Genomic DNA, 12576 nt, shown 5'->3' with positions numbered 1-12576 from the left:
CCGAAACCCGAGTCCCGGCTCTTAGGCCGCCCGCTCGCGCTGCAACAGGCGCTCCTTGAGCGGCAGGCCCCAGCGGTAGCCGCCCAGCGAACCGTCGCCGCGCACCACGCGATGGCAGGGCACGACCACGGCAACGCGGTTGTTGGCGCAGGCCTGCGCCACCGCGCGCGCGCCACGCGGCGCACCGACCTGTTCGGCGATCTGCGCATAGCTGCGGGTCTGTCCGGCCGGAATCCTCATCAGCGCGTCCCAGACCTTCTTCTGGAAGGCGGTACCGATCAGGTCCAGCGGCACGGCATGGCCCTGCCCGCCCAGGGTATCGGCGACTGCTCGCAGACGCGGGGCGAGGAATTCGTCGCGGCCGGCATCGACGCGCTCCAGCAGCGCCTGCGGGAACTCGCTGCGCAACTTGGCCTCCAGCGCCTGCGGGTCATCGCCGAGCTCGACCATGCAGATGCCGCGCGCGGTGGTGGCGACCAGCGCGGTGCCGATCGCGGTCGGCGCCAGGCTCCAGCGGATCTGCTCGCCGGCGCCGCCGGCGCGGTAGCGTCCCGGGGTCATGCCGAGCTTGGCCGCGCCGCTTTCGTAGACCCGCGACGGCGAGCCGTAGCCGGCGTCGTACAACGCCGCGCTGACGTCGTGGCCTTCGCGCAACGCCGAACGCAGGCTGCCGAGCTTGCGCTGAGCCAGGTATTCGGCCGGGCTGAGGCCGAAGCGCGCGCTGAAACGCCGTTGCAGGTGCGAAGGGCTGAGGCCGACTTGCTCGGCCAGTTCGCTCAGGGAAGGTTCGCCGCCATCGAGCAGCGCACGGGCCTGTTCGAGTTTGTCGTTGTGGGGTTTGCTGTTCATAGCCGACAGACTAGGCCCGCGGTCGGGGCCTCGCTATCCGGATCTTGCACGATGCGGGGTCGGATTTTCGGCCGCGATTCATAAGGGACGCCGACCGCGATCCATCGGGATAGTACGGGCCGCGCCGGGCGAACCGACCGGCGCGGCGAGCTGGGAATTGCGCGGTAGCGACCGATGCTCCAAAGCGATCCCCGCGGCGCCCCGCGCCCCTTCTGCGTTGCTCGAAACGCCGCCATGGGGTCACCGCGACGCAAAAAAAAGCGCGCCACCCGGGCGCGCTTTTCGTCTTGCGATGTCTAACCGGCTCAGTCGGCCCAGTGTCCCGGCATGGTCGCGGTCGGCAGCACCTGCGCCGACAGCTGACGGTCGTTGTTGAGCAGGCGCACCGCGTCGGCGAGGATCGAGGCCGACTCGCGCAGCAACGGATCCGGACGCTTCTCGGCCAGCTTTTCGCGCGCCGCGTCCTTGGCGATGTCGCGCTCGGCGGCGGCGAGGCCGTCGTCGTTGGCATCGTCGGCCAGCGGATCGAGCTCCAGGCCCAGTTGCTTGCGTTCGGCCTGGCGCTGCTTGCGCTTGACGTCGTCGCGATCGCGCTCGGCGCGGCGCTCGGCCTCGTTAAGCGAGATCCACTTCTTGGCGCGCTCTTCGCGGAACTGAGCGACGTCCTGCGACCACCACTGGAACTCCTTGTCGCCGGCGATACGGCTGCTGTGCAGCGTCTCCAGCTTGGGCAGCAGCGGTGCGAAGTTGCCGTAGCTCGTATGCGGCACGGCGGCGATCTTGGTCCACGGCAGGGCGTTGTCGTAGGTGCTCTCGCCGTACTCGGTGGCGTCGACCGACACCGGGAACGCCAGATCGGGCACTACGCCCTTGTTCTGGGTCGAGCCGCCGCTGACGCGGAAGAACTGGGCGATGGTCAGCTTGACCTGGCCGAAGCGCGGGCCTTCGTTGGCCGGCCAGCGGTCGAGATCGACCAGGTTCTGCACCGTGCCCTTGCCGAAGGTGGTCTCGCCGATGACCAGGCCGCGGCCGTAGTCCTGGATCGCGCCGGCGAAGATCTCCGAGGCCGAGGCCGAGCCGCGGTTGATCAGCACCGCGAGTGGGCCTTCCCAGGCGATGCCGGTGTCGCTGTCGCCTTCGACGCTGACTCGGCCACCGGATTCGCGCACCTGCACGACCGGGCCGCGGTCGATGAACAGACCGGTGAGCTCGATGGCTTCGTTGAGCGAGCCGCCGCCGTTGTTGCGCAGGTCGAGGACCACGCCGTCGACCTTGTCGGCGCGCAGCTTGGTCAGCAGCTTGGCGACGTCGCGGGTGGCCGAGGCGTAGTCGTTGGCGTTCTTGCGGCGGCCTTCGAAGTCCTGATAGAAGCCCGGCAGCTTGATCACGCCGATGCGCTTGGCCGGCGCGTCGCCGGCGGCGGGAATGTCGATGACCTCGGACTTGGCGGCCTGGTCTTCCAGGCGCACCTTGTCGCGCACCAGCACGATGCGGTTCGGTTTGCTGTCCAGGCCCGATTCGGCCGGCACCACGTCCAGGCGCACCTTGGTGCCCTTGGAGCCGCGGATCTTGGCGACCACGTCGTCGATGCGCCAGCCGATCACGTCTTCCATCGCGCCGCTGTCGCCCTGGCCCACGCCGACGATGCGGTCGCCGGCCTTGAGCAGGTTGCTGCGCGCGGCCGGGCCGCCCGGGATCACTTCGCGGATCGCGACCACGTCGTCCTGCTTCTGCAACTGCGCGCCGATGCCGTCGAGCGACAGCGACATGGTCATGTTGAAGTTGTCGGCCGACTTAGGCGTCAGGTAGTCGGTATGCGGGTCGATCGCATTGGCGTAGCTGTTGACGAAGGTCTGGAAGACGTCCTCGCCCTTGAGCTCGGCGATGCCCTTGGCCATGTTGGCGTAGCGCTTGTCGAGGGTCTTGGCGATGTCTTCGGGCTTCTTGCCGGCCAGCTTCAGGCGCAGCCAGTCGTTGCGCACCGACTGCTTCCACAGCGCGTCGAGCGCGGCGGTGTCGGCGACCCAGGGCGCGTCCTTGCGGTCGTAGTCGTAGCGGTCGTTGCCGGTGAACTCGAAACCGGCGGGCTGCTTGAGCAGGCCGCGCGCGTAGGCGACGCGTTCGTCGACGCGTTGCTTGTAGGTGGCGAAGATGGCGTAGGCCGGCGACAGATCGCCGCTCTTGATCGCGTCGTCGAGCTTGTTCTTGCTGGCGTCGAAGCGGGCGATGTCGACCGCGCTGAAGAACTGCTTGCCGCCGTCCAGCGATTCGAGATAACGCTTGTACATGTCGGCCGACAGCGCATCGTCGAGCGCGCGCGGCCGGTAGGCGTAGCGGCTGTCGGACAACAGGCCGTAGACGAGTTTCGCCGCCGTGGTCTGATCCGCGGTCGGCGCACTCGGCAATGCCGTCGAGGCTTTGGGAGAGGTGACCGCATCGGGCCGCGCGAGCAGCGCCAGCGGAGCGGTCAGCAGGAAGCCTGCTAGCAGGGTAACGGCACGCTTGTTCTTGAGGGTCATCGCGAAGTCTTCTCGGCCAAGAGGGCCGATGTCTAGGATGTAGCGGCTTTGGACAAGACCACAGTGCCGAAAGTTGCCGGCCCTGTCACGCCCGTAACGCGCGAATCGCCGTTATCGGCGTGAAAGCGGTTCAGTTTGACCGTGATCGGCGTTAGCGAGTCGTTATCGCGGCCGGCAAACGCCTGTTTCGGCGTTCGTGCCGGGCCGTCCCGGCCGTCGCGACGGGACCAGACTGTGCCACTGGAGCGATGTTGCGCGAAGGCACGGCGCCGGTCGCTGCGACCGGCGACCCGCTGTCGGCGACATCCGCCGGCCGGCGTTGCGCGGGCCGGCATTCGAGGCGGCCCCGGCCGCCGTGCGGCTCGGACGAGCCGCGCAGGATCAGACCGCGGCGCGGTCGGTCCAGTCGTTCGAGGTTTCGGCGAAGCCGGCTTCGATCGCCTGGCGGTCGGCGTGGTACGAGGAACGCACCAGCGGGCCGGAAGCGACGTGGGTGAAGCCCAGCGACAGGCCGTACACCTCGAGTTCCTTGAACTCTTCCGGGGTCCAGTAACGCAGCACCGGGTGGTGGTGCGCGGTCGGCTGCAGGTACTGGCCGATGGTGATCATGTCGACGTCGTGCGCGCGCAGGTCGCGCAGGGTCGCCTGGACCTGTTCCATGGTCTCGCCGAGGCCGAGCATGATCCCGGACTTGGTCGCGACCTGCGGGTGCTGGGCCTTGAACTTCTGCAGCAGGGTCAGCGACCACTGGTAGTCGGCGCCGGGGCGGACGTTGGTGTACAGGTCCGGCACCGTCTCGACGTTGTGGTTGAACACGTCCGGCGGATTGCTGTTGAGGATCTCCAGCGCGCGCTCCATCCGGCCCTTGCCGCGGAAGTCAGGGGTGAGGATCTCGATCTTGGTGCGCGGGCTTTCGCTGCGGACCGCGGCGATGCAGTCGACGAAATGCTGGGCGCCGCCGTCGCGCAGGTCGTCGCGGTCGACGCTGGTGATGACCACGTACTTCAGGCCCATGTCGGCGACGGTGCGGGCCAGGTTGGCCGGCTCGCTCGCATCCGGCGGCTTGGGCCGGCCGTGGGCGACGTCGCAGAACGAGCAACGGCGCGTGCAGACCTCGCCGAGGATCATGAAAGTCGCGGTGCCGTGGCTGAAGCACTCGTGGATGTTCGGGCAGCTGGCTTCTTCGCAGACGGTGACCAGGCGGTTCTCGCGCAGCTTCGCCTTGAGCTGGGCGACCGAGTTGCCCGAGGGGATGCGCACCCGGATCCACGACGGCTTGCGCAGCGCCGGCACGTCGGCGAACTGCACCGGCGAGCGGCTGATCTTGTCGCTGCCGATCTGCTTGGCGCCGGGCGTCATGGTGGTCGACTCCAGCACCGCCGGCACGAGCGCCTCGGGCGCGCCGCCGCTGACGACGGTGAGCGGGATGGACTTGGAGACGGGGTTGGTCATGACGTTGCTTCGACTCTTGGCGGTTGGCTCCCTCCCCCGCGAGCGGGAGAGGGCTGGGGTGAGGGCATGGCTACCGCGAGTCGCGGCAGCTGGCGGATATGCGCGCCCTCATCCGCCCTGCGGAAATCAAAAGCTCAACGGCGCCGCATCCTCGACCGTCAGTCCGAACTGGCGCGCAAGCTGCGCGACCAGCACCGGCTTGACCTGATCCAGGCCCGAGGGGCCGCCCAAGTCTACCACCGAGGTCACCTGCAACCCCTGGTAACCACAGGGATTGATGCGCCGATACGGCTCCAGGTCCATGGCGATATTGAAGGCCAGACCGTGGAAAGTGCAGCCGCGGCGGACCCGGATGCCCAGGGCCATGACCTTGGCCCCGGCCACGTAGACGCCGGGGGCGCCGTCGCGGCGGGCGCCCTCGATGTTCCACTCGGCCAGGGTGTCGATCACCGCCTGCTCGATGCGGTCGACGTACTCGCGCACGCCGACCTTGAGCCGGCGCAGGTCCAGCAGCGGGTACAGCACGATCTGGCCGGGGCCGTGATAGGTCACCTGGCCGCCGCGATCGACGTGGATCACCGGGATATCGCCCGGCATCAGCACGTGCTCGTCCTTGCCGGCCTGGCCAAGAGTGAACACCGGATCGTGCTCGACCAGCCACAGCTCGTCGGGGGTGTCGGCGTCGCGGGCGTCGGTGAAGGCCTGCATCGCGCGCCAGACCGGCTCGTACGGTTGCCGGCCGAGGTCGCGCAACTGCGCGCGCGGCGGCGCGCTGACGCCGCCGAGCACGGCGGCGACGGCGTCGATTACAGCGTCCACTTCACTTCCGGGTGCTCGCGCAAGACCTGGTGGGCCAGGTCGTACTGCTCGCGGTTCTCGGCGCGGAAGCTCAACCGTACCGACACGTATTTGCCGGTCGAGGAATGCTTCCACTGGATGGTTTCGGTTTCCACGCTGATCCCGGCCTGGAACAGCAGCTGCGGCAGTTCGCGCTCCAAGCCGGCGTCGGCCGCTCCCATCGCGCTGAGCTCGAACGAGCCCGGGAACTGGAAGCCGTGGTCGGGGTTGTCGGAATGAATGTCCATGCCGCCATTATGGGTCTCGTGGCGGGGCAACCCAAGCGCAGGGATGGGACGGCGGCGTGCCGGGGGTGGAACGGACCGAAACCGCGATTCAGCCCCTGTCCGGGTCGAAACGGCGCGCGCTGATGGGCACCGCTGATGTTCGGTAAAGCCGAGGTTCCGCGCCTGAACCCACGGAACGCGGCAAGCGGAAGGTACGCGGTCGCGGCTTGCGCCGCTCCTATGCAGGCATGGACACGGTATCGCAATGAAACATTGCGTCGCATCGACCCGGGGTAGGAGCGGCGCAAGCCGCGACTATGCCGATTGGCAGTCGGCGCTCCTGCCAGTCTGTTCGTATAACTGAAATCTGAATCCGGCACCGCTCCCAACGCGCGTATTCAGCGCCAAAACTGGCCTTGCGCCGGCAGCGCTGCCGTTCTCAACGAATGAGTCGAACAGGCGGTATTTTTACCCACGGTCCACCGCCCGCTCACAAGGAACGACCATGCCCGCCAGCCAATCCGTCGCCCTGCCCTTGCGCGGTCAGTTCCGCAATCTCTACACCTCGCTCAAGCGCGCTCGTCTGTTGGAACGCACGCCGGTGATCTTTTGTGAAGGCGATTCGTGGTTCTCCACGCCGCTGGCGATGAACCTGCTCGACTGGATCGTCTCGCCGGCGCCCGAGGACGAGGAGCGCGGCATTCCGCTGCTCGGCCGGGGCGGCCTGTTCTTCCGCGCCGAACATAGCGGCGACCACGCCTCGCGCAACGAGGACCATCCCAAGCGTTCGATGTTCGTGCCCGAGAACATCGAGGACATCATCGGCTGGTACGGCAAGTTCGAGTTCGACCTGATCCTGCTCAGCGCCGGCGGCAACGACTTCGTCGACCAGTTCCTCAAGCGCACCTTCGCCGGCCAGCAGAACCTGTCGGCCGAAGCCGCCTTCCAGCGCGTGCTCGACACTGGCAAGTACGAGCGCGTGCGCCAGGCCTATGCGCTGTTTCTACAGGCGGCGCTGGCGGCCAGGCCGAGCGCGCCGATCCTCGCCCACAGCTACGACTACCCGCAATTGATCGGGCGGCCCGGCGCGCTGACGCCGGGCAATATCGGCGTCGCCGCGCTGCTGAAGAAAAGCGTCGGGCCGTGGATCGGGCCGCACATCAACGCCGTCGTACACGCCGACCCGGCCAAGACCCCGGACGAACGGCGGCGCTTCGGGCGCATGCTGATCGACGGCTTCGAGCGCCACGTGCTGCGCGAGCTCAAACACGATGCGCGCTTCGCCGGGCGCTTCGACTACGTCGACCTGCGCGGCACCCTGACCGCGGAAAACCAGTGGTTCGACGAGATGCACCCGACCGAGGCGGGCTTCCACGCCCTGGCGACGAAGGTCCGCGCCGCGGTGATCGCCAAGTTGCCGCTCGCAAAGCGGTAGCGCGCGATCGAGCGCCGCACGGCGGCGCCAATACCCGCGACGCGGTTCCGCCGCGGGTTGGTCGCAACCCTTCGGCCATCGCGCCGCGGCTTCGCCATCGACAGGCACGGGCCGCGCGGCCTCATCCCGATCACCGTGGATGACGCGACCGCTGCCGAGCATGGCCGGCGCGCGCAGCCGCGCGGCTTCACAAATTCCCCTGCGAAACGCTTAACACGGGTGCCGCACCGGCATCGGCCGGTGCATGCGTCCCGTGTGGCGAGGGCCGGACGACTCGCCTCGACGTCCTCCGCTACGTTCGCAGGAAACCCGCTCATGAAGAATGTGTTCTTTGGCCTCGGTCTCGAGTACGAAAAAGGCATCCACGCCCGTGTCGCCCTGGGTCGCGACGGACGCATCATCGAAGTCCACGAATCGGCGGACGACAACGACCTGAATTACCGCACCGGCCATCTGCGGCAGATGGCGATCGAATGGGACGACAGCGTCGCCTATGGCGAAGGCGCGGAACCGGGCGTCGCCATCGACGGCCGCCGGGTGGTCGAGGTGCACCGCTCCGATACCGGCCCCGACCTGTATTGCCGCGTCGGCGTCTGGGAGGACGACGGCATCGTGTTCGGCGACGCCGTCAAATACGCCAGCGGCGAAGCCCCGTGCGTGGCGATGAATCGGCAAGCCGTCGTCGAGGTTCACGAATCGCGCTGGAATTCCAAGATCTGGTACAACCTGGGCGGCTTCGACGAGGACGGCGGCGCGATCGTCTGGCTGGGCAACACCTATCTGGATGTCGGCACCCAGCCGAGCATCGCGATCAACGCCCAGAACGACGTGGTGATGGTGCGCGGCAACGAATCGAACTCCGACTTGCACTATCGCATCGGCAAACTCGGCCTCGACGGCATCGCCTGGGGGCCGCCGACCCGGTTCGACAGCGGCAGCCGCGCTTCGGTCGCGCTGACCGCGGAAGGCGAGGTCCTCGCCGTCTACGAATCCACCGACAAGAAGACCTTGCTGCAACGTTTCGGCAAGATCCGCGGCAAGAGCATCGACTGGGCCGCCGAAGCGGTGCACTTCGACGACGGCGTGCGGCCTTGCGTCGCCTGCAGCGGCGGCATGGCGATCCAGGTGCACGAATCGGAAAACTTCAACGCGCTGTGGGCGTCGACTTCGCGCATCGTCGACCGTTCGCGCTGGATGCAGGATCACCTGCGGGTGCTTGGCGATCTCACTCTGCCGCGACTGACCACCGGCGCCTCGCACGACGCCGGCATGTACCAGCACGGTGTGCTGATGTCGCTCGGCAAGACCCAGAATCTCGACTTGTATCAACAGCTCGGCAACGGCATCCGCTACTTCGACCTACGCCCCAAATGGGACGGCAGCGCGCTGTACGTCAGCCACGGGCCGATCACCGGGCCGGCCTTGGCGGAGATCGTCGGCGACGTCGAGCGCTTCATGAAGGAAGGCCATCGCGAGCTGGTCGTGCTGAAGTTCTCGCACTATGCCAAGTTCACCGACGGCGTTTACGAACAACTCGTCGAACTGCTGCAGGACAAGCTCGGTCGCTGGTTGTTCATGCACCTGCCGCAGGACGCGCGCCTGTCGGACATTCCCCTGGGCGAATTCCTGCGCCATTCCGGCGTGGTCCTGGTGGTGTGCGACGACGACTATCCCGTGCGCATCCCGGCCGCGGGCATCTGGGTCTATCGCGACTCCAACTCGCCCACGGCCGAACTCGGCGATCTTCGCGTCTACGACCAGTACTCGAACACGACCAGCTACGACACCATGAGCACCGACCAGATCGCCAAGTTCCGGGCCTACGACGGCTTCTGCGTCGACCAGCGCGAACTGCCCTGCGACCAGTTCCTGTTGTCGTGGACGCTGACCCCGCCGACCGGGGTGTGGCTGATCTCGAAAGAAGCCAACCGCAACCTCGGCGCGGAGATGGCCGTGTTGCCGCGCGACAACGACAACGGCTGCGTGATCAACCAGCTCTACGTCGACTACGAAGAGTACTCGCGCGCCACCGACGTGGCGATGTCGATGAACGGGATTCCGTGATCGGCCCGTTGCTGGCCGGCGCGCGCTGCGCAGGGCCCTGAAACGCAACGAGCCGGCAATGCCGGCTCGTTGCGTTTACTGTTTGTGGCATCGCCGCAGGCGATCGGTCACTCCGACTCCCACCACATCCAGAACTCGTCCCACAGGCGCTTGAAGAAACCGCCTTCCTCGACCGCGGCGATGGCGACCAGCGGACGCTGGGCCACGACCTTGCCGTCGAGCATGACCTTGACCGTGCCGATGGCCTGGCCCTTCTTGATCGGTGCGACCAGGGTCTTGGGCACGTCGATGCTCGGCTTGAGCTGGGCGTACTTGCCGCGCGGCACGCTGACCAGCATCGGCTCGGCGACGCCGAACTGCACTTCGTCGGCCTGGCCCTTCCAGACCTTCTGCTTGGCGATCACCTTGCCGGTGTCGTAGAGCTTGTGGGTCTCGTAGAACCGGAAACCCCAGTTGAGCAGCGCCTGGCTGTCGGTCGCGCGCTGGGCTTCGGAGGTCGAGCCCATCACCACCGAGATCAGGCGCTGGTCGCCGCGCTGGGCCGAGGCCATCAGGCAGTAGCCGGCCTTGGAGTGGTGGCCGGTCTTGATGCCGTCGACCGTGGAATCGCGCCACAGCAGCAGGTTGCGGTTGGGCTGGGTGATCGGCCCGACCTTGAGTTCCTTGATCTTGTTGTACGAATACGCGACCGGGAAATCGTGGATCAGGGCGCGACCGAGCAGGGCCAGGTCGTGCGCGGTCGAATAATGGTTCGGGTCCGACAGCCCGTGCGGATTGACGAAGTGCGAGCCCTTCAGGCCGATGCGCGCGGCGTACTGGTTCATCAGCGCGGCGAAGGCGTCTTCGCTGCCGGCGACGTGCTCGGCCAGGGCGATCGCGGCGTCGTTGCCGGACTGCACCACCATGCCCTTTTCCATGTCGACCAGGGCCGCGGTCTTGTTGACCTCGAAGCCGGAGTAGCTGCCGTCGGTGGCCGCGCCGCCCTTGCGCCAGGCGTTCTCGGTCATCATCACCTGGTCGGTGTCCTTGACCTTGCCGCCGGCCATTTCGGCGGCGATCACGTAGCTGGTCATGACCTTGGTGATGCTGGCCGGCTCGACCCGCACGTCGGCGTCCTTGCTGGCCAGGATGTTGCCGCTGGCGGCATCCATCAGCACCCAGGCGGAGCCCTGGATGGTCGGCGGCGGCGGCACCGGCAAGGCGTCGCTGGCCGGTCGCGCGGCGGCCGGCGCGGCGGTCGCGGCGGCGGGCGTCTGCGCCCAGGCCGAGGCGACGCCGGCGACGGTGGTGACCAGGAAGGCCGAGGTCAGCGCGGCGAAGGCGGCGGCGCGCGGGGTGAAACGGGCTTTCATCGTTGAACTACTCCGGGAGCCGGCGCTGCGCCGGCCAAGGTGTTGGGTGATATCCGGCGCGGCCGTCCTGGCGCGCGCCGCTGAAATTGCCGGACCGGGCGATCCTTCCCGTTCCGCGAAACCGTGCATCCTGCCTCAGATGCGCGGCCGCTGCAGCCGCTGGCGGCGCCGGGGGCGGCATGAATCGATCAATCGCGCACGCGCTGCGGCTGTCCGAACCCCAGACCGACGATACGCGCCGCGAGTTCCGGCGCGGCCGAGGCCTGCAGCGGGCCGACCCGCAAACGCCAGACTTTCTGGCCGTTGGAGGCGTTGCCGTCGAGCAGGCGAGCGTCGCCGATACCGGCCCCGCGCAGCATCGACAGGGCCCGGTCGGCATTGCTGCGCGCCGAGAAACTGGCGACCTGCAGGGTCACGTCGCTACCGCTGGGCGCGGCATTGCCTTCGACCGCGGCGGCGACCACGGCCGCGGCCTTGGACGGGCTCGGCGGCGGCGGCGCGGCGGCCGGCACAGGCAGGGTCGCGGCCGATGCGGCGGCGACGGCGGTCGCGGGCGGAAGCTTGCCGGCCTTTTTGGCCGCTTTCTGCGCGGCGGCCAGGGCGCGGGCCTGCTCTTTCTGCTGCTTGGCCATGGCGCGCTGTTCGGCCCGGGTCAGCGGCTTCGGCGGGGCGATCTCGGCGCCCTTGCCGGTGGCGACACGGACCTGGCGCGACTTCATCCAGGTGTCGAACTCGTCGGCCGTCATCGACTTGCCGTTCTGCATCATGTCGAAGCGGTAGTCGTTGCCCGGCAACAGCTTGCCGCCCGAACCGGCCGATGGCTTGGCCGCAGCGACCGTCGTCGCCGGCTTGACTGCGGCAGCGGAAGCGGCCGGCTTGCCGGTCGCGACCGTGGTCTTGACCGCAGCTGCGGCCGGCGCCGAGGCCAGGGTGGCCGGCTTGCCGGTGGCGATGCGCACGCCCGGCGGCAGTTCGCCGGCGTTGGCGCTGGCGATCGGCATGGCCGAGACCAACCGGTCGATCGCCGACGGCGAGCTCGGCTTGGCCACGGCCGGCGGCGGGTTGTTGGCGGCGCTGGCATAGACCGGCGGCGCCGCGTCGCCCGGATGCAGGGCGCGCACCTCGACCCGGCCGGTGCCGCGCTGGGTGATGCCGAGCTTGACCGCGGCGGCGTAGCTGAGATCGATCACACGGCCGTCGTGGAACGGGCCGCGATCGTTGACGCGCACGGTCACCGACTTGCCGTTGTCGAGGTTGGTGACGCGGGCGAAGCTCGGCAGCGGCAGCGACTTGTGCGCGGCGGTGAAGGCGTACATGTCGTACACCTCCAGGTTGGAGGTGCGCCGGCCGTGGAACTTCTGGCCGTAATAAGACGCCGTGCCGCGCTCGAGATAGTCCTCGTGCGAATCGAGCACCTTGTAGCTCTTGCCGAGCACCTTGTACGGCGAGCGGTTGCCGAACTGCGAGCGCGCCTCGGCGACGACTTCGGGTTCGGGAATCGCGTCGACGTCGGGAATGTAGTCCGGGGTGGTGTCGGACACGCCCGGCGCGTACAAGCCGCCGGCTTTGTAGTTGCCGCGTTTGCTCAGGTCTTCCTGGGCCGCCGCGTACGGCGATTTCTTGCGCCCGCCCTGCGAGTGCGCCGACGGCAGGCCGCTGGCGTGGACGCGATCGCGTTCCGGCAGGGCCAGGGCTTCGGAGGAGCCCTTCTTCGGTGCGCTGGCGCAGGCGGCCAGGGCCAATGGCAGGAAGGCGGCGGCCAGCCGCCCGATCGACACGATCGGCGGCCGCTTCGTGCCCGACCCGCTCATGCCCGGCCTGTCCATGCATGCGGCGCCTTG

The 12576-nt window shown here is 68.2% G+C and carries 9 protein-coding genes; 2 read left to right on the top strand and 7 right to left on the bottom strand.

Annotated features, from left to right (window positions below; translation table 11 throughout):
* Nucleotides 1-21 precede the first annotated feature (21 nt).
* The 5 genes from ACTOWK_RS09070 to ACTOWK_RS09050 form a co-directional block, all read right to left on the bottom strand.
* Nucleotides 22-849: a bifunctional transcriptional activator/DNA repair enzyme AdaA gene (locus ACTOWK_RS09070; RefSeq protein WP_441329847.1), complete on the bottom strand. Its 828-nt coding sequence runs from the start codon at nt 847-849 to the stop codon at nt 22-24.
* 305 nt (nt 850-1154) lie between these two features.
* On the bottom strand, nt 1155-3368 hold the full coding sequence (locus ACTOWK_RS09065; protein WP_441329846.1) for a carboxy terminal-processing peptidase: 2214 nt from the start codon (nt 3366-3368) through the stop codon (nt 1155-1157).
* 381 nt (nt 3369-3749) lie between these two features.
* Nucleotides 3750-4820: a lipoyl synthase gene (gene lipA / locus ACTOWK_RS09060; RefSeq protein ID WP_441329845.1), complete on the bottom strand. Its 1071-nt coding sequence runs from the start codon at nt 4818-4820 to the stop codon at nt 3750-3752.
* Between the two features lie 126 nt (nt 4821-4946).
* Nucleotides 4947-5627 (bottom strand): lipoyl(octanoyl) transferase LipB, encoded by a 681-nt coding sequence (lipB, locus tag ACTOWK_RS09055; protein ID WP_408953753.1) that lies wholly within the window; start codon nt 5625-5627, stop codon nt 4947-4949.
* The gene (locus ACTOWK_RS09050; protein WP_031372063.1) at nt 5627-5905 is read right to left on the bottom strand and encodes a DUF493 family protein; all 279 of its coding nucleotides are present in this window, start codon (nt 5903-5905) and stop codon (nt 5627-5629) included. Before ACTOWK_RS09050 ends, lipB begins: the two co-directional genes overlap by 1 nt.
* A gap of 484 nt (nt 5906-6389) precedes the next feature.
* Here ACTOWK_RS09050 and ACTOWK_RS09045 point away from each other — a divergent pair, with 484 nt between their 5' ends.
* Together ACTOWK_RS09045 and ACTOWK_RS09040 are read left to right on the top strand one after the other, a co-directional pair.
* Nucleotides 6390-7319 (top strand): hypothetical protein, encoded by a 930-nt coding sequence (locus ACTOWK_RS09045; protein ID WP_441329844.1) that lies wholly within the window; start codon nt 6390-6392, stop codon nt 7317-7319.
* Nucleotides 7320-7634: 315 nt separating this feature from the next.
* A complete protein-coding gene (locus ACTOWK_RS09040) occupies nt 7635-9383 on the top strand; it encodes a hypothetical protein (protein WP_441329843.1) in 1749 nt (582 codons plus the stop codon).
* Nucleotides 9384-9490: 107 nt separating this feature from the next.
* Here ACTOWK_RS09040 and ACTOWK_RS09035 read toward each other — a convergent pair whose 3' ends face one another.
* A complete protein-coding gene (locus ACTOWK_RS09035; protein ID WP_441329842.1) occupies nt 9491-10735 on the bottom strand; it encodes a D-alanyl-D-alanine carboxypeptidase family protein in 1245 nt (414 codons plus the stop codon).
* A 188-nt stretch (nt 10736-10923) separates the two neighbouring features.
* On the bottom strand, nt 10924-12546 hold the full coding sequence (locus ACTOWK_RS09030; protein WP_441329841.1) for a septal ring lytic transglycosylase RlpA family protein: 1623 nt from the start codon (nt 12544-12546) through the stop codon (nt 10924-10926).
* Between the last annotated feature and the right edge of the window lie 30 nt (nt 12547-12576).

The organism is Lysobacter sp. CA196 (assembly GCF_052078695.1).
Taxonomy (GTDB): domain Bacteria; phylum Pseudomonadota; class Gammaproteobacteria; order Xanthomonadales; family Xanthomonadaceae; genus Lysobacter.
Note: the sequence above shows the minus strand (reverse complement) of the source record. Positions and strands in the feature narration are given on the sequence as shown.

What these genes read in the sequence shown, in the direction of transcription:
- ACTOWK_RS09070 (WP_441329847.1), bottom strand. Translation starts at nt 849, where the DNA reads ATGAACAGCAAACCCCACAACGACAAACTCGAACAGGCCCGTGCGCTG.
- ACTOWK_RS09065 (WP_441329846.1), bottom strand. Translation starts at nt 3,368, where the DNA reads ATGACCCTCAAGAACAAGCGTGCCGTTACCCTGCTAGCAGGCTTCCTG.
- lipA (WP_441329845.1), bottom strand. Translation starts at nt 4,820, where the DNA reads ATGACCAACCCCGTCTCCAAGTCCATCCCGCTCACCGTCGTCAGCGGC.
- ACTOWK_RS09050 (WP_031372063.1), bottom strand. Translation starts at nt 5,905, where the DNA reads ATGGACATTCATTCCGACAACCCCGACCACGGCTTCCAGTTCCCGGGC.
- ACTOWK_RS09045 (WP_441329844.1), top strand. Translation starts at nt 6,390, where the DNA reads ATGCCCGCCAGCCAATCCGTCGCCCTGCCCTTGCGCGGTCAGTTCCGC.
- ACTOWK_RS09040 (WP_441329843.1), top strand. Translation starts at nt 7,635, where the DNA reads ATGAAGAATGTGTTCTTTGGCCTCGGTCTCGAGTACGAAAAAGGCATC.
- ACTOWK_RS09035 (WP_441329842.1), bottom strand. Translation starts at nt 10,735, where the DNA reads ATGAAAGCCCGTTTCACCCCGCGCGCCGCCGCCTTCGCCGCGCTGACC.
- ACTOWK_RS09030 (WP_441329841.1), bottom strand. Translation starts at nt 12,546, where the DNA reads ATGAGCGGGTCGGGCACGAAGCGGCCGCCGATCGTGTCGATCGGGCGG.